The organism is Burkholderia sp. FW306-1C-G01B, assembly GCF_058781685.1.
This window is the reverse complement of record NZ_JBYSWZ010000010.1, coordinates 107,997-131,386: the sequence shown is the minus strand read 5'-3', so window position 1 is coordinate 131,386 and position 23,390 is coordinate 107,997. Positions and strand designations below refer to the sequence as shown.

The following is a 23,390-nucleotide window of genomic DNA, read 5'->3' as shown; positions in this document are numbered from 1 at the left end:
TTCAAGTAAGAGGAAACAATATCCATGGCACATGAAACGATGAGCTTTCAGGCAGAGGTCAAGCAACTCCTCCACCTGATGATCCATTCGCTTTACAGCAACAAGGAAATCTTCCTGCGCGAACTGGTGTCGAACGCGTCCGACGCGGCCGACAAGCTGCGTTTCGAGGGGCTCGCGGACAACGCGCTGTACGAGAACGATCCGAACCTGCGCATCCGCATCGGCTACGACAAGGCCGCGCGCACGATCACGATCGACGACAACGGCATCGGCATGAGCCGCGACGAGGCGATCGCGAACCTCGGCACGATCGCGCGTTCGGGCACCAAGGAATTCTTCACGAAACTGTCCGGCGACCAGCAGAAGGACGCGGCGCTGATCGGCCAGTTCGGCGTCGGCTTCTACTCGGGCTTCATCGTCGCGGACAAGATCACCGTCGAGACGCGCCGCGCGGGCCTGCCGGCGAACGAAGCCGTGCGCTGGGAAAGCGCGGGCGAGGGCGATTTCACGATCGACGCGATCGAGCGCGCGCAGCGCGGCACGACGATCACGCTGCATCTGCGCGAAGGCGAGGACGAGCTGCTGTCGTCGCACCGCCTGAAGTCGATCATCCAGAAGTACTCCGACCACATCGCGCTGCCGATCCTGATGCAGAAGGAAGAATGGGATCAGGAAAAGGGCGGGATGGTCCTGAAGGACGAGGACGAGACCGTCAACCAGGCGAGCGCGCTGTGGACGCGTTCGAAGAGCGACATCACCGACGAGCAGTACACGCAGTTCTACCAGCACGTCGCGCACGACCACCAGGATCCGCTCGCGTGGACGCACAACCGCGTCGAGGGCCGCAGCGAATACACGCAACTGCTGTTCGTGCCGTCGCACGCGCCGTTCGACCTGTGGAACCGCGACTATCGCGGCGGCCTGAAGCTGTACGTGAAGCGCGTGTTCATCATGGACGACGCCGAGCAACTGCTGCCGCAATACCTGCGCTTCGTGAAGGGCGTCGTCGATTCGGCCGACCTGCCGCTGAACGTGTCGCGCGAGATCCTGCAGGAAAGCCGCGACGTGAAGGCGATCCGCGAAGGCGTGACGAAGCGCGCGCTGTCGATGCTCGAAGAGCTCGCGAACGCGGAAGAGGATGCCGGCAAGGAAAAGTACAAGACGTTCTGGGGCGCGTTCGGCCAGGTGCTGAAGGAAGGCCTCGGCGAGGATCACGCGAACCGCGAGCGCATCGCGAAGCTGCTGCGCTTCGCGTCGACGCACGGCGACACCGATGCGCAGGACGTGTCGCTCGCCGACTACGTGTCGCGCATGAAGCCCGAGCAGAGCAAGATCTACTACGTGACGGCCGATACGTGGCAGGCCGCGAAGAACAGCCCGCATCTCGAGGTGTTCCGCAAGAAGGGCGTCGAGGTGCTGCTGCTGACCGACCGCGTCGACGAATGGATGCTGTCGTTCCTCAACGAGTTCGACGGCAAGCCGCTCGCGAGCGTCGCGCGCGGCGACCTCGATCTCGGCGAACTGAACGACGAAGAGAAGAAGGCGCAGGAACAAGCGGGCGAGGCGATCAAGCCCGTCGTCGAGAAGATGAAGGAAGCGCTCGGCGACAGGGTGAAGGAAGTACGCGTCACGTTCCGCCTGACCGATTCGCCGTCGTGCCTCGTCGCGGACGACAACGACATGAGCGGCTACCTGCAGCGGATGCTGAAGGCGGCCGGCCAGAACGCGCCGGCGATGCAGCCGATCCTCGAGATCAACCCCGAGCATGCGCTCGTGAAGCAGTTGAACGCCGACAGCGCCGATTTCGGCGACTGGTGCCATCTGCTGTTCGACCAGGCGCTGCTGGCAGAAGGCGGCATGCTCGACGATCCGGCGAGCTTCGTGAAGCGGACCAACGCGCTGCTGCTGTCGCGCGCCGCGTGAACGCTCGTATGCGATTCGACGGCGGTCAGGCCGGCTGGCGCGAGACGCCGCGGCCTGGCTGCACGCTCGACCAGCGCGACTGGCTGACGCGCGGCGGATCGCTGACCGCGCATCTCGCGCGGCTCGGCCGCGTGAACGTGCGCGTGACGCGCGAGGCCGTCGACTGTCCGTGGTTCGACGAGCCCGACGCGCTCGCCAGTTCGCCGCGCGCGCCGATGTGGGTGCGCGAGGTGCTCCTGTCGGTCGACGGTACGCCGTACGTCGCCGCGCACAGCATCGCGCCGCTCGCCGCAAGCAAGGGCGTATGGCAGGCGATGCGGCGGCTGCGCACGCGGCCGCTGGCGGAGCTGCTGTACAGCGATCCGCAGGTCGAGCGCTCGGCGCTCGTCAGCCGGCGCGTGATCGCCGGCCATCCGCTGTATGCGCTCGCGAGCCATGCGCTTGGCGCAGGCGCGCGAGCGCCGCACGCGTTCGTGGCGCGGCGCTCGGTGTTCCAGCGTCACGGCAAACCGTTGATGGTCACCGAGTGCATGCTGCCGGCGCTGTGGCGTCATCTCGACGCGCATGGCGACGGGCCGCGCTCGGGCGGCCAGGGCGGAGGCGCGTGATGCTGCAGGGCTTCGGGCCGGTGGTCGGGCCGAATACGCATACGATGATCCTCGGCAGCTTTCCGGGCGAGGCATCGCTCGATGCCGCGCAGTATTACGCGCATCCGCGCAACCAGTTCTGGCGGCTTTTGGGGGCGGTTCTGCGTGAGCCGGAACTGCACGCGCTCGATTACGATGCGCGGCTCGAACGCGTGCTGAAGCACGGCATCGGCATCTGGGACGTGCTCGCCGCGTGCCATCGCGAAGGCAGTCTCGATTCGGCGATTCGGAATGCGAAGCCGAACGACTTCGACTCGTTGCGTGAGCATGCGCCGTTGCTGAAGAAGGTCTGCTTCAACGGCAAGACGGCGGGGCGGTTTGCTGAATTGATCGGCGCCGCCGGTTACGAAACGCTCGTTCTGCCGTCTTCGAGCCCGGCAAATGCTTCGCTTTCGTTCGAGCAAAAGCTGCTGCGTTGGCGCGAAGTCGAATCCTGATTGCATGGGTGGTCTCCGAGCGTCAAATCAGCCCAAACCTCAACCAGTTCGAATGACTTCGATGCGCTGCGCGAGCATGCGCGCTTCGCTGAAGCGTGAAGCTAGAAACGCTCGACGCGTACCTCGACCGAGTCCTTGGGCACGGTCAGCCGCGTGCGGTCGAGCAGGGCATCCGCGGGCGCGGTGCCGTCCGGGTTCAACGGCCTCACTTTGTTGAACACCACGGAAAAACGCTCCGGCGTGACGGTGGCCGACGCATAACCCTGTGCGTCGTGGTCGGCGTAGCGCAGGTCGGGGTTGTTCGTCATCAGGAAGGTGTCGAGTTTGGCCGGGGTGGCGGCTAGCGACGCAAGCGGCGTGCCGCTCCATGCGGCTTTCAGGTAGGAATAGAAGGACGCGCTGCTGATGCCTGCGCAGACGAAATCGACGGCCACGGGCGTACCTTTTTCCGCGTCGGGGTCGTCCCGCACGACGCCACACTGAAACGCATGCAGGTCCCCGCTGATCGCGACGACGTTGCGGATCTCCTGTTCGTTCAAGTATGAGAGCAGTTCGTGTTCGTGCGCCGGATAGCCGTCCCATGCGTCGCAATCGACCACGAGGCGTGCTGCCGGTGTCTTCGGCGCGCCTGGCATCACGGCCCACAGACGGTTCAACATCACCTCGTTGCCCCACACCTTCCAGGTCGCAGGCGAACCCTTTAGCGTGGCCTTCCACCATTGCGTCTGCTCCGGGCCGAGCATCGACGGCGCGCGACCAAGCTGCGCGGTATCCCGCGCCTCGAAGCGCTGCAGCACATTCTGGTTGACGAAGTAGCGCGAGCCGGCTGCGTCATCGCCATTGACCGGGTCGTGCCCGTGTGCGCGCGCGACAGCCGCCTCGCTTACGACATGGTCGTCGCGATACAGCCGCTCGTCCGTCATCACGAGATGCATCAGCATGCCGAAGCGAAATTCGCGATAGATACGAATGTTGGTGTACGACGGATTGTCCGGTTCGAAGCGCACGTCGCTCCAGTCCACCGGCATGTACTCCGCCCATGCGCGACTGGCGTTGCGGCGACGCTGCGTCTCCTGCCTTTCCTCGTTGGTGTAGACCTGATGATCCTGCCAGCAGTCGTCGGAAAATTCGTGGTCGTCCCATATCGCGATCATCGGCAGGCGCCGGTGCAGCGTCTGCAAGCGCGGGTCGGTACGATAGGTGCGGTAGAGCGTCCGATAGTCTTCGAGTGTATCGGCATACACGCGACCATCGGCGAGAGGCTTTCCGTCAGGCAGGCGCAGCGGAGGATGCGCCGCCTCGACCGAGCCTGGTCTCGAGGCCCCAACCGTTTCATAGATGTAATCGCCCACATGCACGACGAAATCGAGATCGCTTTCGGCTGCCAGCAGGCTCATGGCTTGCCAGTGATTGATGCTCCAGTCCTGGCAGGTGAGCCATGCGAAGCGAACGCGGTCGTTGGCCTCATAGGCATCCGGAGCCGTGCGCGCGACGCCGCTGGCACTCACGTCGTCGCCGGCGACGAACCGGTAGTGGTACGTGATATTCGGTGAGAGCTCCGTGAGCTTCGCGCGCACGGTGAAGTCATAGGTGGCGCGTGCCCTCAACGGTACGCTGGCGACGAGAGCCGAGAAATCCGGCCGCGTCGATACCTCGAGCCGTAACGGTACCGTGTGCGCGACGCCTTTTGCGCGGTGCCGCGCGCCCTCGAAGACGGGCACGCATCGCGTCCAGAACACGACGGAGCGATCGCGCGGATCACCGCTGGCGACGCCCTGCGGGAACCGATACCGGCCTTTGCGCACTGTGCCGGCAGACAGGACCGACCGCGGAACGCCAAGCGTACCGGTGGCTGCCGCAATCGTGAAAAAGGTCGACGACTTGAGGAAATGGCGTCGATCCATCGATCCTCCCGATCGACATACTATGGATGCCAGGAGAGGCGCGTCGCGATGCAGCAGTACGCGATCGTGCCTCGCGAACCTTCAGTGCCGTTCGACTGCTCCGCGCCGAACGGCCGGTTGCGAAATCGAAAGGAGCGGCAACAGACAAACCCAACCCGAAGCTGCCGCGCCACGACTCGACTCCACGGGTCAGGGCTTCGCATCGCCTCGCTTGGCGCCGATGGCCGCGGCAATGCGACTTTGTGCAGCGACGAGTTGGTCATCGGTGGTCGCCACCAGCCACAGACGTGCGTGCTCCTCGATCCGACGGTTGTGGTCCTTCAATGGACCCATCGCGGCAGCGGCCTTCCAGACCACCGGGCCGACTCGGCTACTCCTGCCCGACGGCGCGCCTACCAGCAGGCAGTAAGGTCCCAGCGGAAGCGATACGAACGGAAGTGCCGGACTGGCGATCACGCGCCAGTCGATGAAGGGTGTATCGCTGATCAGCAGCGGCGTGGGCAAGCCGTAGAGCACACTGAAATCGTACAGCGCCAGCTGCTCTCTCATGCCGACGTAAATTCGCCGAATGTCGTCGACAACCGCCGCGCGGATCTCGTCCTCGAACATGGGTTCCTGCGCGTAGCGGGCAAATGCCTTTCGAGCCTCCCATTGATACGCGCTGAACATGCCGATCTCCACGCAGTCCTGCACTGCGCGCTGAACCTCCGCTACGGAACCGGCTTCCTCTGGCGTGCCCAACTGCGCAGCCCGCAAAAAGCGGGCGAGTCCCGACTCGTGGATCGCAGGACCATCCGCAGATGCATCGTCGTCAGCGTTCTTACCCAGGGGCACGTAGATATATTTCTCGGCAGCGAAATGCGATTTCTTGCCTTCATCGAACTTGATTTCGCCATCGACGCAGTCCAGATAGCGAGTCCCGATTCGACCGTGCTCCCAAACCCAGTTTTTCAGGAACGGGCGTAGTGGATGTTGTCTGTCGTGATCGGCCATTGAAACCTCCAGGTTTTCCAGTATGAGCCATTCCAGCAACTCTTCTTGTCGTTCGAGGCCATGTGGTCCCTCGTCGTAGCAGCGAGCCGTTGCGGCTCGACGTGGACGGGCGGAAAGGTGGCGGTCTTCATCAGGCAACTTCCTCTGACGCCGATGCGATGCATTATCGTTCACGCCGAGCGCGGTTGCACGTCGGTCGGTCGACGGAGCGCAAGGGGCGATCCGTCTCGGCGGCCGCCACCCCGCACCAATGCTATCCTCTCGTCCGCTCATCCGGCATCACCCAAAGAGATTCAATCATGACCCGACTGATCAAGCGCGCGTCCGCCGAGGCGCGTGCGTTCAAGCAAGGCAAGCCGTCCTCCTACAACGGCTCCGAAAAACTCCAGCCGCCGCGTGTGAAGCGCCGCCCGGAAATCGACGAACACGACGACGTGCCCGTGCTCGAAGCGCCGCGCAAGCCGCGCTTCGCGCCCGTCACGTTCTCCGAAGAGGGCGGCGTGCGCTTCCTGCACTTCGGCACCGAATGGGTGCAGGGTGCGATGCGGATTTCGAAGCCGCTGCATATCGAACTCGAATACGCACAGCAGATGATGGCGTGGCTGCTGTTCCTCGAAACGCCCGAGCGGATCGTCCAGCTCGGGCTCGGCACCGGCGCGCTGACCAAGTTCTCGCACCGCTTCCTGCCGCATGCGAAAGTCGAGGCCGTCGAGCTGAACCCGGCCGTGATCGTCGCCGCGCGCACGATGTTCGCGATGCCGCCCGACGACGCGCGCCTTGCCGTGCACGAAGCCGACGCCTGGGATTTCGTCAACGATCCGGCCAATCGCGGCACGACGGGCGCGATCCAGATCGACCTGTACGACGCGACCGCGCGCGGCCCCGTGCTCGACAGCGTCGCGTTCTACCGCGCGGTGCGCGGCTGCCTCGCCGGCGCGGGCATCGCGACGATCAACCTGTTCGGCGATCATCCGAGCTTCGTGCGCAACATGAAGCACCTGAACGCGGCGTTCGATCATCGCGTGATCGCGCTGCCCGAAGTGCACGACGGCAACCGGATCGCGATCGCGTTCTCGGGCCCCGCGCTCGACGTGCCGTTCGCGCAGCTCGACGCACGCGCGAAGCTGATCGAGGACACGCTGAAGCTGCCCGCGCGCAAGTGGGTGAAAGCTTTGAAAGAAACGATCGGCGCACGCGACACCTCGTTCGCGATCTGACGCTTCATGCGCCGGCGGCATGCCGGTGCAGCCGCGCGACAAGGGGCGGATCACCTCGGGTTCGCCCCCGCTTGACCGCGTGCTCGCGGCTCCTATACTGGCGCGAAGCCAGCGGAGCCGCAGCCTACCCGTTTTGCCGCTCCTCTCGCCGCCGTACCCGCTCAACAAGATCGATAACCGGGAAAGATGAGGAGACGTCATGGCTCACGATGCCGACGCCAATCGAGCCGCCAAGCGCTGGCTCTGGCTGCTGGTGCTGCCGCTGATCGCGATGGTCTGGGTGCCGTCGTACAACAAGATCGAACCGCAATGGCTCGGTTTTCCGTTCTTCTACTGGTACCAGTTGCTGTGGGTCTTCATTAGCGCGGCGATCACCGCGTTCGTGTACTTCAAGACCAAGAACGCGTGGAAGGCGAGCGGCCCGCAAGGAGGTGCGCGATGAATCTCGGCGCAACCTTCGTCTTCGTCCTGCTATTCATCGGCGTCACGATCATCGGTTTCCTGGCCGCGAACTGGCGGCGCGGCGATCTCGCCCATCTCGACGAATGGGGCCTCGGCGGACGCCGCTTCGGCACGATCGTCACATGGTTCCTGCTCGGCGGCGACCTCTACACGGCATATACGTTCGTCGCGGTGCCCGCGCTCGTGTTCGGCGCCGGCGCGATGGGCTTCTTCGCGCTGCCTTATACGATCCTGATCTATCCGTTCGCGTTCGTCGTGTTTCCGAAGCTGTGGAGCATCGCGAAGCGGCACGGCTACGTGACGGCCGCCGACTTCGTCAATGCGCGCTACGGCAGCCGGATGCTCGCACTCGCGATCGCGGTGACGGGCATCCTCGCGACAATGCCGTACATCGCGCTGCAGCTCGTCGGCATCGAAGTGGTGATCGGCGCGCTCGGTTTCGACACGACCGGCTTCGTCGGCGACCTGCCGCTGATCATCGCGTTCGCGATCCTCGCCGCGTACACGTACACGTCGGGGCTGCGCGCGCCCGCGATGATCGCGATCGTGAAGGACGTCCTGATCTACATCACGATCGCCGCGGCGGTCATCGTGATTCCCGCGAAGCTCGGCGGCTTCGGACAGATCTTCGCTCACGTGCCGCCCGCGAAGCTGCTGCTGAAGGCGCCGGACGCGGCGAGCCTGAACGGCTACAGCGCGTACGTGACGCTCGCGATCGGCTCGGCGCTCGCGCTGTTCCTGTATCCGCACTCGGTCACGGCCATCCTGTCGTCGTCGTCGGGCAACTCGATCCGCCGCAACATGGCGATGCTGCCCGCTTACTCGTTCGTGCTCGGCCTGCTCGCGCTGCTCGGCTACATGGCGCTTGCGGCGGGCGTGAAGGACATGCCGCAATACGCGCCGTACTTCAAGGCGTTCGGCCCGAACTTCGCGGTGCCCGCGCTGTTCCTCGAGTATTTTCCGTCGTGGTTCGTCGGCGTCGCGTTCGCGGCTATCGGCATCGGCGCGCTGGTGCCGGCGGCGATCATGTCGATCGCGGCCGCGAACCTGTACACGCGCAACATCCACCGCGAGTTCATCAACCGCAACATGACGCACGACCAGGAGACGCACGTCGCGAAGCTCACTTCGCTGATCGTGAAGGTCGGCGCGGTCGCGTTCATCCTCGGGCTGCCGCTGACCTACGCGATCCAGTTGCAGCTGCTCGGCGGGATCTGGATCATCCAGACGCTGCCCGCGATCGTGCTCGGCCTGTACACGCGCCTGCTCGACCATCGCGGCCTGCTGATCGGCTGGGCGGCCGGCATCGTGTGCGGCACGTGGATGGCGGTGTCGCTGAAGCTCGCGAGCTCGATCTTCACGATCCACCTGTTCGGCCTCGCGATTCCCGGCTACGCGGCCGTGTGGTCGCTGATCGTGAACCTCGTGGTGTCGATCGTGGTGAGCGTGCTGGTGCGCGTGATGGGCATGGCGCATGCGGAGGATCGCACGCGGCCGGAGGATTATCTCGACGTCGTCGAAGGCTGACGCGGGCGGCGCGGTGGCCGCCTGCCGCGGCTCGCGCGACGCAACAACGAACACGCCCGCCACCGTGAGGCGGCGGGCGTTTTTTTACGTCAGCCCTGCGCGCGTTTCGCGAGTTCCTCGCGCTGCGACAGATCCTCGACGTTGACCATCCAGTGCACGCCGAAACGGTCCTTCGCCATCCCGAAGCCGAGCGCCCAGAACGTCTTGCCGAACGGCATCGTCACTTCGCCGCCGTCGGCGAGCGCATCGAACAGCTTCCTGCCTTCCTCGACCGTCGCCGGGTTCAGCGACAGCGAATATCCGGCGTGCGTGCCGGCCGGCTGGCTGCAGTCGCCGTCCGAGCACATGATCATCGAGTCGCCGATCGTGAAGCTCGCATGCATCACCTTGTCGGCCATCTCGGGCGTGATCGCGTGTTCGGGATTCGGCGGCGCATCCTTGAAATGCATCTTGAACATCGTCTTCGCGCCGAGCGCCTTTTCGTAGAATCGAAGGGCTTCGTCGGCGCGACCATAGAACGTCAGGTACGGTTGAACTTGCATCGTTGTCTCCTGTAATGAGCCCGGGCCCGCGCGTCGGCGCGGGTTCGGCGTCGTGCAAGATTGACTGGGAAGGGGCACGTCGAGAGGCGGCCGGCGCACCCGTGACGTGGATTGTAGTGCGCGTGCTTGACGATGGAATGAAAAATAAAACGGCCGCGAACATCACGTTCGCGGCCGTTTGCGGCGCGCTTGCTGACGGCTGTTGTCAGTATTGCTGACAGCCGCTGACGCGCGGCACGCTTCAGCGCAGCGCGTCGATCAGCTTCTCGAGCTTCACCGCATCGGCGGCGAACACGCGGATGCCTTCGGCGAGCTTTTCGGTTGCCATCGCTTCGTCGTTCAGCTGGAAGCGGAACGATGCCTCGTCGATCGCCACGCGTTCGGCCGGCTTGTCCTGCAGCGCTTCCGGCGACAGCTTGCGCGAAACCGTCTCGTTGCTGTCCTGCAGCTTCTGCAGCAAATCGGGACTGATCGTCAGCAGGTCGCAGCCGGCGAGTTCGATGATCTGGCTGGTCGTGCGGAAGCTCGCGCCCATCACTTCGGTGTGGTAGCCGAACGTCTTGTAGTACGTGTAGATGCGGCGCACCGACTGCACGCCCGGGTCGTTCGCACCGCCGTCCTTCGCTTCATCCCATTCCGCGCCGGCCTGCTTCTTGTACCAGTCGTAGATGCGGCCGACGAACGGCGAGATCAGTTGCGCGCCGGCTTCCGCGCACGCGGCGGCCTGCACGAGCGAGAAAAGCAGGGTCATGTTGCACTTGATCCCTTCCTTCTGCAGCACCTCGGCCGCGCGGATGCCTTCCCACGTCGACGCGAGCTTGATCAGGATGCGCTCGCGGCCGATGCCTGCTGCTTCGTACAGCTTGATCAGTTCGTGCGCCTTGTCGATCGAGCGCTTCGCGTCGAACGACAGGCGCGCGTCGACCTCGGTCGACACGCGGCCCGGGATCAGCTTCAGGATCTCGGTGCCGAACGCGATCAGCAGGCGGTCGATGATGAAGTCGGCGCTTTCGTTGCGATGATCGCGGACGGTTTTCTCGAGGATCGGCTTGTACGCATCCTTCTGGACGGCCTTCAGGATCAGCGACGGGTTCGTGGTCGCGTCCTGCGGCTTGTATTGCGCAAGCTGCTGGAAGTCGCCCGTGTCGGCGACGACGGTCGTGTACTGCTTCAGCTGGTCGAGTGCGGTAGTCATGGCGATTCGGAAGAAGGGCGCGGGGCGCCGGGTTCTCACGGGCCGCGCGAGCGCGGCGGCGAAGCGAAGCGGCACCGGGCGCCGCTTTCGATCCATCATTTTAGGCCCGATTCGTGTCGGGCACGTTTTGGGGTGCCCCGGAGTGGGCACGGCAACCGCCGCAGCGGGCGGCGAGCCGCGTCACGCCGCCGGGCGCCGGGCGTTCAGGATCACCTGCGTGACGATCCCCGCGACGAGCCCCCAGAACGCCGGGCCGATCGACAGCAGCGTGAGGCCCGACGCGGTGACCATGAACGTGACGAGCGCGGCTTCGCGCTGCTTCACGTCCTGCATCGCGTTCGCGAGCCCGCTCATGATCGAGCCGAACAGCGCGAGCGCGGCGACCGACACGACGAGCGCCTTCGGCAGCGCCGCGAACAGCGCGGCGATCGTCGCGCCGAAGACTCCGGCGACCAGGTAGAACGTGCCGCACCACACGGCGGCCGTGTAGCGCTTCGCGTGATCTTCATGCGCTTCGGGGCCTGTGCAGATCGCGGCGGTGATCGCCGCGAGGTTCACGCCGTGCGAGCCGAACGGCGCGAGCAGCAATGACGCGAGGCCGGTCGTCGCGATCAGCGGCGACGACGGCGTCCGATAGCCGTCCGCGCGCAGCACCGCGATGCCCGGCACGTTCTGCGACGCCATCGCGACGACGAACAGCGGAATGCCGATGCTGACGATCGACGCGATCGAAAACGCGGGCATCGTGAACACGGGCTGCGCGAGCGCGACGTGGAAGCGGCTGAAGTCGAGCAGGCCGAGGCCGCCGGCCACCGCCGTGCCGACGATCAGCGTCGTCGGAATCGCATAGCGCGGCGCGAGCCGCTTGACGATCAGGTACGTGAAGAACATTGCGAGCACGAGCGCGGTCTGGAACTGCGCGGCGCGGAAGATCTCGATGCCGATCTCGAACAGGATGCCCGCGAGCAAGGCGGCTGCGATGCCGGCCGGAATCCGGCGCATCAGCGTGTCGAACAGGCCGCTCACGCCGATGGCCGTCAGCAGCAGCGCGCACACGACGAACGCGCCGATCGCGTCGGCGTAGGGCACGCCGGGCAGCGACGCGATCAACAGCGCGGCGCCGGGCGTCGACCACGCGACGACGACCGGCGCGCGAAAGCGCAGCGACAGGCCGATCGTCGTCAGCGCCATGCCGATCGACAGCGCCCAGATCCACGACGAGATCTGCGCATCGCTGAGGTGCGCGGCGCGGCCGGCCTGGAACATCAGCACGAGCGAACTCGTGTAGCCGGTCATCATCGCGACGAAGCCGGCGACGAGCGCCGAGACGGACGTGTCGGCGAAAAAGCGGCGGCCGCCGGCGCGGCCCGCGCTCGCGGTGGGCGAGGGGTTCATGCTATCTCCGGGAGGAGGCCGCCTGGACGCGGCCTTCGTGTCTGCTGGTTGGATGCGTTACTTGCTGAGTGCGCGCATCGCGGTTTCGAGGCCCGCGAGCGTGAGCGGATACATGCGATGGCCGAGCAGGTCGCGGATGACCGCGACCGACTGCCGGTATTCCCATAGCCGCTCGGGCTCGGGGTTCAGCCATGCATGATGGGGGAACTGGTCGGCGAGGCGGCGCAGCCATACGGCGCCGGCTTCCGGGTTGTTGTATTCGACCGAGCCGCCGGGCTGCAGCACTTCGTACGGGCTCATCGTCGCGTCGCCGACGAAGATCAGCTTGTAGTCGGGCGTGAACTTGTGCAGCACGTCCCACGTCGCGGTGCGCTCCGAGTGGCGGCGGCGGTTGTTCTTCCACAGGTGGTCGTACACGCAGTTGTGGAAGTAGAAGAATTCCAGGTGCTTGAATTCGGCCTTCGCGGCCGAGAACAGCTCTTCGGTGCGCTTGATGTGGTCGTCCATCGAGCCGCCGACGTCGAGCAGCATCAGCACCTTCACGTTGTTGTGGCGCTCGGGCACCATCCGCAGGTCGAGCCAGCCCGCGTTCGCGGCCGTGCTGCGGATCGTGCCGGGCAGGTCGAGCTCCTCGGCCGCGCCTTCGCGCGCGAAGCGGCGCAGCCGCCGCAGCGCGACCTTGATGTTGCGCGTGCCGATCTCGACGGAATCGTCGTAGTCGCGGTACGCGCGCGCTTCCCACACCTTCACCGCGGTGCGGTTGCCGTTCGACGGGCCGCCGATGCGCACGCCTTCCGGGTTGTAGCCGCCATGCCCGAACGGCGACGTGCCGCCCGTGCCGATCCACTTGTTGCCGCCTTCGTGGCGTTCCTTCTGCTCGTCGAGCAGCGCCTTCAGACGCTCCATCAGCTTGTCGAGCCCGCCCATCGCTTCGATCTGCGCCTTTTCCTCCGGCGACAGCTCGCGCTCGAGGCGCTTCTCGAGCCAGTCGAGCGGAATGTCGAACGCTTCGGACGGCAGCGCGGACACGCCGTGGAAATACGCGCCGAACGCCTGGTCGAACTTGTCGAAGTACTGCTCGTCCTTGACGAGCGTCATCCGCGCGAGGAAGTAGAACGCGTCGATCGACGGCGAGATCAGTCCGGCCTTCAGCGATTCGAGCAGCGTCAGGTATTCCTTCACCGAGACTGGCAGCTTGGCTGCGCGCAGCGCGTAGAAGAAATTGAGCAGCATGGCCGGGCCTTCGCGGGTGGGGACGATTACCGGTTGTGCCGGTTCATGTAGACGAGCCGTTCGAGCAGGCTCAGGTCCTGCTCGTTCTTCAGCAGCGCGCCCGCGAGCGGCGGCACGATCTGCTTCGCGTCCGTGCCGCGCAGCGCATCGGCCGGGAGGTTCTCGGCGAGCAGCAGCTTCAGCCAGTCGAGCAGCTCGGACGTCGACGGTTTCTTCTTCAGGCCCGACACGCCGCGCAATTCGAAGAAACTCTCGAGCGCCGCGCGCAGCAGCTCCTCGCGGATGTCGGGGAAGTGGACCGCGACGATCTTCTGCATCGTCGACGGGTCGGGAAACTGGATGTAGTGGAAGAAGCAGCGGCGCAGGAACGCGTCGGGCAGCTCCTTCTCGTTGTTCGACGTGATGATGACGAGCGGGCGGTGCTTCGCGCGTACCGTCTCGCGCGTCTCGTACACGTGGAATTCCATCCGGTCGAGCTCGCGCAGCAGGTCGTTCGGGAATTCGATGTCGGCCTTGTCGATCTCGTCGATCAGCAGCACGCTCGGGTGCTCGGCGTCGAACGCCTGCCACAGCACGCCCTTGACGATGTAGTTCGAGATGTCCTTCACGCGCTCGTCGCCGAGCTGCGAGTCGCGCAGCCGCGACACCGCGTCGTATTCGTACAGGCCCTGCTGCGCCTTCGTCGTCGACTTGATGTGCCACTGCAACAGCGGCATGTCGAGCGCGGCGGCCACTTCCTCGGCGAGCATGGTCTTGCCGGTGCCGGGCTCGCCCTTGATCAGCAGCGGGCGTTGCAGCGTCAGCGCGGCATTGACCGCGAGCTTCAGATCGTCGGTGGCGACGTAGTGCGAGGACCCTTCGAAACGCATGGCGGCGCTCTTCTTTCTCGGGAAAAAAACCCAGTATAAGTCAGAAGGGCTGTGCGGTTGGGCCGCGCCCGCGTATCGTAGCGGGGCTGTGGCGGGGCGGACCGGGGCGCCTGGTGGACGCGTTCCCCGCCGACGCGGTACAATCTGGCCGTTTTTTTTGGCCTGCGTGGCGATCCGATAAGCAAAACGGCGCGGGCCGTTGCCGCTTAGGCGCCAGTTTCCCCTCAAGCTAGGTTACAAGAGCTATGAACAAATTCGTCGGCAAACACGTCGTTGTCGCAGCGCTCGTGGCGCTCGCGGGCAGCGCGCAGGCGGCCGGTGTGGTCGGCAACCCGAAGGACGGGGCGAGCAAGGCCGCCACGTGCATCGGTTGCCACGGCATCCAGGACTACCGCGCGGCGTACCCGGAGGTCTACCGGGTGCCTGTCCTCGGCGGCCAGAACCAGCAATACCTCGAGAACGCGCTGAAGGCCTACCGCAAGAAGGATCGTCATTTCCCGTCGATGAACGCGGTCGCCGGTTCGCTGACGGACCAGGACATCGCGGATCTGGCGGCCTACTACGCCGCCCAGAAGGCCGACACGAAGGACAATCCCTACAAGTAAAGCGCGCGCCGCCGATCTCTCCGGCGGGACAGGAGCATTCATGAACAACGCATTCAAGACGGCGGCGGTTGCACTGGCGGCCGGCCTCGCGATCGGTACCGCGCACGCAGCGGACACCACGAAGGGCAAGGAACTGGTCGAATCGCACAACTGCGCGGCCTGCCACGGCGCGCAGATGAACAAGCCGATCAACGCCGAATATCCGCGCCTCGCCGGCCAGCATGCCGACTACCTCGTGTGGGCGATGCGCCAGTACCAGATGGGCCTGACGAACCCGCTGATCGGCCGCAACAACGCGATCATGCAGGCGCAGGTGCAGAGCCTGTCGGTCAGCGACATGAAGGACATCGCGGCCTACATCGAATCGCTGAAAGAGACCGATCTCGTGTTCAAGAAGTAAGCGCGACGGGCCTGCCGGGCCCGCGCAGCAAAAATACCCCGCCGAGGCGGGGTATTTTTTTGTCCGCGGCCCGGGGGCTGCGTGCCGGCGCCGCGGCGCTCAGTCGCGCGACGCGCGGCGCAGGATGCGCTGCAGGTACGCGTCGGTGTCGGGCGGCGTGTTGGTGCGCTGCGCTTCCCAGATCGTCTCGCCGAGGCATTCCATGATCGCGTGCTGCGCGTCGTGGGTCGAGTCGAGTTTCGCCGCCAGCTTGTCGTGCGCGGCGCGGATGCCGGGCGGCTGGTCGATCGACAACTGCTCGCTGATCGCGAGATGCATCGACAGATGCAGGAACGGGTTCGTGCGGCCTTCCTCGGGCGTGTAGTTGCGCGCGGCCGCGCCGTCGGCATCGTCGAGTTCGGCGTGGTACTCGGGATGCTCGACGATCCAGTCGGCCGCCATCGCTTCCAGCGGCGTCAGGATCTCGCCCGCGCGCTGCTTGCGCCAGGTCTCGGTGAAAAAGCGACGCACTTCGTCGCGGCTTGGATTGAACATGGTGGGGGAACGTCGTGATTCGGGCGGCGTCGTGCCGCGTCGCGCATTGTACGCCGGGTCGGCGGACGGCGCTGGAGACGGCCCGGCGGCGGGCTGGAGCGGTTGGCGCGGCAAGCGGCAGCGGGGCGGACTGCCTGGCGGTGCGGGCGGCGATGACCGGTTGAATCCGCAGCCGGTTGCGGCCGCTCCGTACCGGGTCGGCGAAACGGGTAAGCGTGAAGCGTGAACGGGCCCTAGGCTTGCCGCCGCCGCGCCGCTAAACTCCGACGATTCCCTTCACCGTGCCGTTCTCATCCGTTCCGTCATGACCGCCACCGCCCGCTCATCGTCCGCCGCCCTGCAGGGCACGCTCTACGTCGCGCTGTCCGCCGCCGCGTTCGGCGCGATGGCGATCTTCGGCCGGTACGCATACGCGGCCGGCGTCGACGTGCTCGGGCTGCTGATCGTGCGCTTCGCGATCGGCGGCGCGGTGCTTGCCGCGATCGCGCGGCACCGCCGTGTCGCGTGGCCGCGCACACGCGCGCTCGCGCCGCTCGTGGCGATGGGCGCGCTCGGCTACGTCGGCCAGTCGTTCTGCTATTTCAGCGCGCTGCAGCACGCGCAGGCGAGCCTCGTCGCGCTGCTGCTGTACCTGTATCCGGCGTTCGTCACGCTGCTGGCTGCGTGGTGGCTCGGCGAGCGCCTCACGCGCGCGAAGGCCGTCGCGCTCGTGCTGTGCGTCGCGGGTTCGGCGCTGATGGTCGGCGGCGGGCACGGCGAGCCGCTCGGGATCGCGCTCGCGCTGGCCGCCGCGGTAATCTATTCGCTGTACATCGTCGGCGGCACGAAGGCGACGCGCGGCGTCGATCCGCTCGCGACCACCGCGATCATCTGCCTGTCGGCGACCGCGACGCTCGTGGCGATCGCCGTCGTGCGGACCGCGGCGTTCGGCGCGCCGCCGCGCTGGCCCGCGACGGCCGGCGGCTGGGCGTCGATGCTCGCGATCGCGCTCGTCTCGACGGTCGCGGCAATGCTCGCGTTCTTCGCCGGGCTCGAGCGGCTCGGGGCCGCGCGCACGTCGATGCTGTCGACGCTCGAACCGGTCGTGACGGTCGCGCTCGCGGCGCTGCTGTTCGGTGAAGCGCTGTCGCCGCTGCAGTGGGCGGGCGGCGTCGCGATCCTTGCGGCCGTGCTGGCGCTCGTGCGCGCGGGCGGCGCGGCGGCCGACGATGCGACCGCGACGTCCAACGCGTAGTCGGGGAAGGGAAGGGCGTGTACGTCGTGACGGAGCCTGCGTGGCGGGCCGGCGCGATGCGCCTCTGTCGCGCCTGACGCTTATTCGTTGGGCGGCGGCGTCTTCGGCCTGAATTCGCACAGCGGCTCGATCGCGCAGTGCCAGCATTCGGGCTTGCGCGCCTTGCACACATAGCGCCCGTGCAGGATCAGCCAGTGATGCGCGTCCTGCAGGAATTCCTTCGGCGTGAACTTCTCCAGCGCGGCCTCGACGGCGCGCACGTCCTTGCCCGGCGCGAGCCCCGTGCGATTCGCGACGCGGAAGATATGCGTGTCGACCGCGATCGTCGGCTGGCCGAACGCGGTGTTCAGCACGACGTTCGCGGTCTTGCGGCCGACGCCCGGCAGGCTTTCGAGCGCTTCGCGATCGGCCGGCACCTCGCCGTCGTAGTGCTCGAGCAGGATCCGGCACGTCGCGACCACGTTCTTCGCCTTGGTTCGGTAAAGACCGATCGTCTTGATGTACTCGGTGACGCCTTCCTCGCCAAGCGCGACGATTTGTCGCGGGGTGTTCGCGACCGGAAACATCTTCCGCATCGCTTTGTTGACCGACACGTCGGTCGCCTGCGCGGACAGCATCACGGCGATCAGCAACTCGAACGGCGTCGTGTATTCGAGCTCGGTGGTCGGATGCGGATTGAGGCTCTGCAGCGTTTCGTAGATCGCGTGTCTTTTGCTGGCGTTCATGGAGCGTTCTGGTCGGGCGGTGCGGACGGGCTGCCTTGGTCGTCGTTGCCTGCGTCGTGGTCGTCGCCGTCCGCCGCGGCGGCTTCGGCGTCGCGCTGCGCCTGCTGTTCGGCGAGCCGTTTGCGGCGGGCCTCGGCCGCGTCGATCTGCGCCTGGACGGCCGCGCTCACGCCTTCGGTGTTCTTCGGCCCGGCGCCTTGCCCGGAGAGTTCTTCCTTCTTCTTGCGCGCGCGTTCGAGCGCAGCGGCGATGATCGCGCGTTTCTTCGCGTCGGCATCGTCGGCGGCCGGTGCGGTGGCCGGCGTGCCCGGCTGCGCTGCGGGTTGTTCTGCGGCCGGCTTCGCAGCGCCGGCACTGGCCGCGCGGCGTGCGGCGGCGCGCGCTTCGGCGGCCTCGCGTTCGCGGCGCTGGCGGGCGAGCCGGAGGTCATGGCGTTCGCGCGCGGCATCGGCCTGTTCCTGCGACCACGCGTCCCAGCCCGTGCGATCGCCGGTCACGGGCAGCATCGCGATGCAGTCGACGGGGCATGGCGGCACGCACAGGTCGCAGCCCGTGCAGAGCGACTCGACGATCGTATGCATCTGCTTCGGTGCGCCGACGATCGCGTCGACCGGGCATGCCTGCATGCACAGCGTGCAGCCGATGCACAGGTTTTCGTCGATGAATGCGACGGCACGCGGATGCTCGCTGCCGTTGACGGGGTTCAGCGGAATCACCGGCTTGCCGAGCAGGCCGGCGAGGCGCGCGATGCCTTCGGCGCCGCCGGGCGGACACTGGTTGTAGTTCGCATCGCCGGCGGCGATTGCCTCGGCATACGGGCGGCAGCCGTTATAGCCGCACTTCGTGCATTGCGTCTGGGGAAGCAGATCTTCGATACGATCCGCGAGTGTTTTGGAGTCGGTCACGGTGACAACGGGCGCAGCGGCGCCGAATGGCTCTCGGCCGCGCGGGGCGCGGCCGGAAAGGTTTGCCAAAGCTTGATTATCGCCGATTTCCCGCATTGCGCTGGACGCCGTCTGTGCGCATAATCGAACCGCTTTTTTGCAGGGGCTCAGCAGGAGGGCGGCCGCACGCGGCGCGCCCGTTCCACGGCGGCCGGCGCCGAGGCGGTGGGGGTGCCGGTCCGGATCACGCGGCTCACATAGCAAAACGCCACCATGAATCAGCCAAAAATCAAAAGAGATCCTGAAGGTACGCGCCGTCGCATCCTGATGGCGGCAGCCGAAGAGTTCGCAAGTGGAGGGCTGTTCGGCGCACGCGTCGACCAGATCGCGCGCCGGGCCGAAACCAACGAGCGCATGCTCTATTACTACTTCGGCAGCAAGGAGCAGCTGTTTACAGCCGTGCTCGAACATGCGTTCTCCGCGCTGACCGAGGCCGAGCGCGTGCTCGATCTCGACGGCGTCGCGCCGGTCGAAGCCGTCACGCGGCTCGCGCATTTCGTTTGGGACTACTACCGCGACCACCCGGAGCTGCTCAGGCTCATCAACAACGAGAACCTGCACGAAGCGCGCTACCTGCACAAGTCGACGCGGATCCGCGAGATGATGTCGCCGATCGTCGCAAAGCTCGGCAACGTGCTGACGCGCGGCCAGAAGGCCGGGCTGTTCCGCAGCGACGTCGATCCGCTGCGTTTCTACGTGACGCTGTCGGGGCTCGGCTACTACATCGTGTCGAACCGCTTCACGCTCGCCGCGACGCTCGGTCGCGACTTCACCGACACCGACGAGCGCGCGGAAATGGTCCGGATGAACACCGAGGTGCTGCTCGCGTATCTGCTGCGGCGCTGACGCGCCGACCAGCGCCCGCCGGATGCAAAAACGCCGCCGTGCGCAGGCAACGGCGGCGTTTTTTCGTCGGAACGCGGTGCGTCAGGCGGCCTTGCGCGTGCGTACGGCTTTTGCGCGCGGGCTGCTGCCGGCACGTTTCGCCGCCGGTGCGGCCTTGGCGGGCGCGGCGGCCGTGACCGTTGCCTTCTCGCGCGTGCGCTTCGCCGTGGTGGCACGTGTCGTTTCGGCTTGCGCGTTGCCGGCCGGCACGGCCGCGAGCGTCGCGGCCGCCGGTGCGACGGGCTGCACCTTCGTCGCGCCGGGCTTCGGTTCCGGCGCATGCTCGCGGATGAAGTCGCGCAGCTGCGGGTAGATGATCGTGCGCCAGCGGCGGCCCGAGAAGATCCCGTAGTGACCGCACTTCTCGGCGGTCAGGCTGCGGCGCTGGTCCTGCGGGATGCCCGTGCACAGTTCGTGCGCGACGTGCGTCTGGCCGCTGCCCGAGATGTCGTCGAGTTCGCCCTCGATCGTCATCAGCGCGGTGTGCCTGATGTCCTGCGGTCGCACACGCTCGCCTTCGACATCCCACGTGCCTTCGGCCAGCCGGAATTCCTGGAACACGATACGGATCGTCTCGAGGTAATACTCGGCGGCCATGTCGAGCACCGCGTTGTATTCGTCGTAGAAGCGGCGGTGCGCTTCGGCGTCGTCCTCGTCGCCGCGCAGCAGGCTCTGGTAGAAATCCCAGTGCGATTGCGCGTGCCGTTCCGGGTTCATTGCGACGAAACCCGTGTGCTGCAGGAAGCCCGGATACACGTGGCGGCCTTCGCCCGGATAGTTCGCGGGCACCGTGTGGATCACGTTGTTCTCGAACCACGAAGTCGAGTGCTGCGTCGCGAGCGAGTTCACCGATGTCGGGCTGCGGCGCGCGTCGATCGGGCCGCCCATCATCGTCATCGTGAGCGGCGTGTCCTCGCCGCGGCTCGCCATCAGCGAGATCGCCGCGAGCACCGGCACCGTCGGCTGGCACACCGAGATCACGTGCAGGTTGCGCGCGCCGATGTGACGGATGAACTCCTGGATGTACGCGACGTAGTCGTGCAGGTGGAACGGGCCGGTCTCGACCGGCACCATCCGCGCGTCGATCCAGTCGGTAATGTAGACCTTGTGATCCTGCAGCAGCGTGCGCACCGTGTCGCGCAGCAGCGTCGAGTGGTGGCCCGACAGCGGCGCGCAGACCAGCACGACCGGCTCGTCCTTCAACTGCGTGACGGCGTCGGCGTCGTCCGAATAGCGCTTGAAACGCAGCAGCCGGCAGAACGGCTTCTCGACGATCGTCTGCTCGACGATCGGGATGTTGTGGCCGTCCTTGACGATCTGGTGAAGGTTGAATTCGGGCTTCTCGTAATCCTTGCCGAGCCGGTACATCAGTTCGTACGCGGCGGCCATCCGCGTCGCGCCCGGCATCAGCGAGAACGGGCTGGACGGATTGGCGAACGACTTGGAGGCGGCCTGGGCCCAGGCCGTGAGCGGGCTCAGCATCGCCCGCTGGAATTCGTGCAGTTGGTAAAGCATGCAGACTACTCCCGCGTGGGGGACGGTGCGCAAGGGCGGCGTGGGGCGTCGCGGCGTGCCGTGGGGGTCAGCGGCCGGCCATGTTGCACTGCGGCCGGTCAATCGTGTCGATCATATCGGACAACCATGAATGTTGCAATGCAACATTTCCGCGATTTTTCATCAAAATTTTGCGATTTGACGTTCTCTGAAAAAGCTGCCCGCGCCTCGTTCAGCGCCCCGTGGCCATCGCCGGTGCGGGCTGGCCGGCCGCGCGCGCCATTGCGTCTTCGTGGTGCATCAGGTTCATCGCGGTATGCACGAGCGCCACGTGCGAGAACGCCTGCGGGAAGTTGCCGACGAGCCGCCCGGCAACCGGGTCGTACTCTTCCGCGAGCAGCCCGAGATCGTTCGACAGCGAGAGCAGCCGGCTGAACAGGCGGTGCGCGTCGTCGATCCGGCCAAGCAGCGCGTAGTTGTCGACCAGCCAGAAGCTGCACGCGAGAAACGTGCCTTCGCCGGGCGGCAGGCCGTCGTCGTATTCGGTCGTGCGGTAGCGCATCACGAGCCCGTCGTGCAGCAATTCCCGCTCGATCGCTTCGACCGTGCCGACGACGCGCGGGTCTTCCGGCGGCAGGAAGCCGAGCAGCGGCATCAGCAGCACGCTCGCGTCGAGTTCGTCGCTGCCGTAGCTCTGCGCGAACGCCTGCTTGTCTTTGTGCCACGCGTTGTCGCATACGTCGGCATGGATCCGCTCGCGCAGCGCGCGCCAGCGGTCGAGCGAGCCGGGCAGCCGGAACATTTCCGCAGACTTGATCGCGCGGTCGAACGCAACCCACGCCATCACCTTCGAGAACGTGAAATGACGGCGGCCGCCGCGCGTTTCCCAGACCCCCTCGTCGGGTTCCTGCCAGATCTTCTCGAGATGGTCGAGCAGCGCGCACTGCACGGACCAGACCGTGTCGTCGGCCTGCAGCCCGCCCACGCGCGCGAGGTGCAGCGCGGCCATCACCTCGCCGAACACGTCGAGCTGGAGCTGGTTCGCGGCGCCGTTGCCGATGCGTACGGGCTTCGAGTCCTGATAGCCGGGCAGCCAGTCGAGTTCCATTTCCGGCAGTCGGCGTTCGCCGGCGATCCCGTACATGATCTGGATCTGCTCGGGCGAGCCGGCCATCACGCGGCCGAGCCACGTGCGCCATGCGCGCGCCTCGTCGTAGTAGCCGCCGCGCATCAGCGCGAGCAGCGTGATCGTCGCGTCGCGCAGCCAGCAGTAGCGATAGTCCCAGTTGCGGTTGCCGCCGATCTTCTCGGGCAGCGACGTGGTCGGCGCCGCGACGATACCGCCGGTCGGCTCGTACGCGAGCGCCTTCAGCGTGATCAGCGAACGGCGCACGGCGGCCGCGTAGCGGCCCTGCACCTGGCAGCGGCCCGACCATTCGAGCCAGTAGTTCTCGGTGCGCGCGAGCATCGACAGCGGGTCGCGCGCGGGCGGCAGCCGCATGTGCGATGCCGCGTAGCTGAGCGAGAACGGCACGCGTTCGTCGGCGCTCACCGTGAATTCCGCAATCGTATGAAGGTTCTTGCCGGCGAGCGGCACCGGCGTGCGCAGCACGACGGTGTCGGGGCCGGCGATCGCCTTCATGCCGTCCTCGCGGGTCAGTTGCGTGACCCACGGGACCGAGAAGCCGTAGTCGAAGCGCAACACGAGCTCCATGCGCATCTTCATCGTGCCGTGGCGGCCGACGACGATCCGCACCAGTTCGGACCAGCCATTGCCGGGCGGCATGAAGTCGATCACGGTGACGGCGCCGTCGGCGCTTTCGTAGTCGGTTTCGAGAACCAGCGTGTCGCCGCGATAGCGGCGGGTCGTGTGCGTGATCGCGGCGTCGGCGGCCGGCGCGAGCAGCCAGCGGCCGTGCTCGGGCGTGCCGACGAGCGCCGCGAAGCAGGCGCCCGAATCGAAGCGGGGCCAGCACAGCCAGTCGACGGAGCCGTCTTTTGCGATCAGCGCGGCGGTGTGGCCGTCGCCGACGAGGGCGTAGTCTTCGATCAGGGCGGGCATGGGCAGGCGATCCTTGGTTTCGAGTTCACAATGCGGACGGCGGCGCCCGGGCTTCACGTGCCGGCGCTGCGCCCCGTATACTCGGCCGGGCGGCGGAGCGCGTGAATGGCCGGCGTTTCGTCCTATCTCAACACTTGAAGCGACTCGATGCAAGGAGGATTCA

The 23,390-nt window shown here is 66.3% G+C and carries 22 protein-coding genes; 10 read left to right on the top strand and 12 right to left on the bottom strand.

Annotation, left to right across the window (positions count from 1 at the left end):
- Positions 1–24 precede the first annotated feature (24 nt).
- The 3 genes from htpG to AC3WLY_RS20920 are packed head-to-tail and all read left to right on the top strand — an operon-like array spanning position 25 to position 3,007.
- A complete protein-coding gene (gene htpG / locus AC3WLY_RS20930; protein ID WP_175962837.1) occupies positions 25–1,923 on the top strand; it encodes a molecular chaperone HtpG in 1,899 nt (632 codons plus the stop codon).
- 8 nt (positions 1,924–1,931) lie between these two features.
- On the top strand, positions 1,932–2,531 hold the full coding sequence (locus AC3WLY_RS20925; protein WP_072440946.1) for a chorismate--pyruvate lyase family protein: 600 nt from the start codon (positions 1,932–1,934) through the stop codon (positions 2,529–2,531).
- On the top strand, positions 2,531–3,007 hold the full coding sequence (locus AC3WLY_RS20920) for a DNA-deoxyinosine glycosylase (RefSeq protein ID WP_492309844.1): 477 nt from the start codon (positions 2,531–2,533) through the stop codon (positions 3,005–3,007). The genes AC3WLY_RS20925 and AC3WLY_RS20920 overlap by 1 nt, the downstream gene beginning before the upstream one ends.
- Positions 3,008–3,108: 101 nt before the next feature.
- Here the strand turns inward: AC3WLY_RS20920 and AC3WLY_RS20915 are convergent, their stop codons facing one another.
- Complete coding sequence (locus AC3WLY_RS20915; RefSeq protein WP_492309843.1) at positions 3,109–4,911, bottom strand: alkaline phosphatase D family protein; 1,803 nt, start codon at positions 4,909–4,911, stop codon at positions 3,109–3,111.
- Positions 4,912–5,100: 189 nt separating this feature from the next.
- A complete protein-coding gene (locus AC3WLY_RS20910) occupies positions 5,101–5,904 on the bottom strand; it encodes a hypothetical protein (RefSeq protein ID WP_425132615.1) in 804 nt (267 codons plus the stop codon).
- 299 nt (positions 5,905–6,203) lie between these two features.
- On the opposite strand from AC3WLY_RS20910, the gene AC3WLY_RS20905 reads away from it, so the two are divergent.
- From AC3WLY_RS20905 to mctP, 3 genes are all read left to right on the top strand, one after another.
- Positions 6,204–7,121: a class I SAM-dependent methyltransferase gene (locus AC3WLY_RS20905; RefSeq protein WP_492309842.1), complete on the top strand. Its 918-nt coding sequence runs from the start codon at positions 6,204–6,206 to the stop codon at positions 7,119–7,121.
- Positions 7,122–7,320: 199 nt separating this feature from the next.
- On the top strand, positions 7,321–7,563 hold the full coding sequence (locus AC3WLY_RS20900) for a DUF3311 domain-containing protein (RefSeq protein ID WP_310138769.1): 243 nt from the start codon (positions 7,321–7,323) through the stop codon (positions 7,561–7,563).
- Positions 7,560–9,110, top strand: coding sequence for a monocarboxylate uptake permease MctP (gene mctP, locus AC3WLY_RS20895; RefSeq protein WP_072440813.1), 1,551 nt, complete (start codon positions 7,560–7,562; stop codon positions 9,108–9,110). Before AC3WLY_RS20900 ends, mctP begins: the two co-directional genes overlap by 4 nt.
- A gap of 89 nt (positions 9,111–9,199) precedes the next feature.
- Here the strand turns inward: mctP and AC3WLY_RS20890 are convergent, their stop codons facing one another.
- From AC3WLY_RS20890 to AC3WLY_RS20870, 5 genes are all read right to left on the bottom strand, one after another.
- Positions 9,200–9,652 (bottom strand): VOC family protein, encoded by a 453-nt coding sequence (locus AC3WLY_RS20890; protein WP_492309841.1) that lies wholly within the window; start codon positions 9,650–9,652, stop codon positions 9,200–9,202.
- 241 nt (positions 9,653–9,893) lie between these two features.
- Positions 9,894–10,847: a transaldolase gene (gene tal / locus AC3WLY_RS20885; protein WP_492309840.1), complete on the bottom strand. Its 954-nt coding sequence runs from the start codon at positions 10,845–10,847 to the stop codon at positions 9,894–9,896.
- Between the two features lie 180 nt (positions 10,848–11,027).
- On the bottom strand, positions 11,028–12,242 hold the full coding sequence (locus tag AC3WLY_RS20880; RefSeq protein ID WP_175962841.1) for a benzoate/H(+) symporter BenE family transporter: 1,215 nt from the start codon (positions 12,240–12,242) through the stop codon (positions 11,028–11,030).
- A 57-nt stretch (positions 12,243–12,299) separates the two neighbouring features.
- Positions 12,300–13,475 carry a vWA domain-containing protein gene (locus AC3WLY_RS20875; protein ID WP_034190734.1) on the bottom strand — a complete coding sequence of 392 codons (1,176 nt, stop codon included), beginning with the start codon at positions 13,473–13,475 and terminating at the stop codon, positions 12,300–12,302.
- Between the two features lie 26 nt (positions 13,476–13,501).
- Positions 13,502–14,344, bottom strand: coding sequence for an AAA family ATPase (locus AC3WLY_RS20870; RefSeq protein WP_034184811.1), 843 nt, complete (start codon positions 14,342–14,344; stop codon positions 13,502–13,504).
- A gap of 245 nt (positions 14,345–14,589) precedes the next feature.
- Between AC3WLY_RS20870 and AC3WLY_RS20865 the strand changes: the two genes are divergently transcribed.
- Together AC3WLY_RS20865 and AC3WLY_RS20860 are read left to right on the top strand one after the other, a co-directional pair.
- Positions 14,590–14,949 carry a c-type cytochrome gene (locus tag AC3WLY_RS20865; protein ID WP_175962842.1) on the top strand — a complete coding sequence of 120 codons (360 nt, stop codon included), beginning with the start codon at positions 14,590–14,592 and terminating at the stop codon, positions 14,947–14,949.
- A 40-nt stretch (positions 14,950–14,989) separates the two neighbouring features.
- Positions 14,990–15,349 carry a c-type cytochrome gene (locus AC3WLY_RS20860; protein ID WP_034184812.1) on the top strand — a complete coding sequence of 120 codons (360 nt, stop codon included), beginning with the start codon at positions 14,990–14,992 and terminating at the stop codon, positions 15,347–15,349.
- A gap of 99 nt (positions 15,350–15,448) precedes the next feature.
- On the opposite strand, the gene AC3WLY_RS20855 is transcribed toward AC3WLY_RS20860, so the two are convergent.
- Positions 15,449–15,883 (bottom strand): DUF1841 family protein, encoded by a 435-nt coding sequence (locus AC3WLY_RS20855; RefSeq protein ID WP_034184813.1) that lies wholly within the window; start codon positions 15,881–15,883, stop codon positions 15,449–15,451.
- A gap of 304 nt (positions 15,884–16,187) precedes the next feature.
- Here AC3WLY_RS20855 and AC3WLY_RS20850 point away from each other — a divergent pair, with 304 nt between their 5' ends.
- On the top strand, positions 16,188–17,117 hold the full coding sequence (locus tag AC3WLY_RS20850) for a DMT family transporter (protein WP_310138754.1): 930 nt from the start codon (positions 16,188–16,190) through the stop codon (positions 17,115–17,117).
- A gap of 80 nt (positions 17,118–17,197) precedes the next feature.
- On the opposite strand, the gene nth is transcribed toward AC3WLY_RS20850, so the two are convergent.
- Together nth and rsxB are read right to left on the bottom strand one after the other, a co-directional pair.
- Complete coding sequence (gene nth / locus AC3WLY_RS20845; protein ID WP_175962844.1) at positions 17,198–17,842, bottom strand: endonuclease III; 645 nt, start codon at positions 17,840–17,842, stop codon at positions 17,198–17,200.
- A complete protein-coding gene (rsxB, locus tag AC3WLY_RS20840) occupies positions 17,839–18,843 on the bottom strand; it encodes an electron transport complex subunit RsxB (protein ID WP_492309839.1) in 1,005 nt (334 codons plus the stop codon). The genes nth and rsxB overlap by 4 nt, the downstream gene beginning before the upstream one ends.
- Before the next feature lie 156 nt (positions 18,844–18,999).
- Here rsxB and AC3WLY_RS20835 point away from each other — a divergent pair, with 156 nt between their 5' ends.
- Positions 19,000–19,632: a TetR/AcrR family transcriptional regulator gene (locus AC3WLY_RS20835; protein ID WP_034184817.1), complete on the top strand. Its 633-nt coding sequence runs from the start codon at positions 19,000–19,002 to the stop codon at positions 19,630–19,632.
- A gap of 81 nt (positions 19,633–19,713) precedes the next feature.
- Here AC3WLY_RS20835 and AC3WLY_RS20830 read toward each other — a convergent pair whose 3' ends face one another.
- A complete protein-coding gene (locus AC3WLY_RS20830) occupies positions 19,714–21,186 on the bottom strand; it encodes a polyhydroxyalkanoate depolymerase (RefSeq protein ID WP_310138745.1) in 1,473 nt (490 codons plus the stop codon).
- A 211-nt stretch (positions 21,187–21,397) separates the two neighbouring features.
- The gene (locus AC3WLY_RS20825) at positions 21,398–23,227 is read right to left on the bottom strand and encodes a glycoside hydrolase family 15 protein (protein WP_175962847.1); all 1,830 of its coding nucleotides are present in this window, start codon (positions 23,225–23,227) and stop codon (positions 21,398–21,400) included.
- Positions 23,228–23,390: the final 163 nt, after the last annotated feature.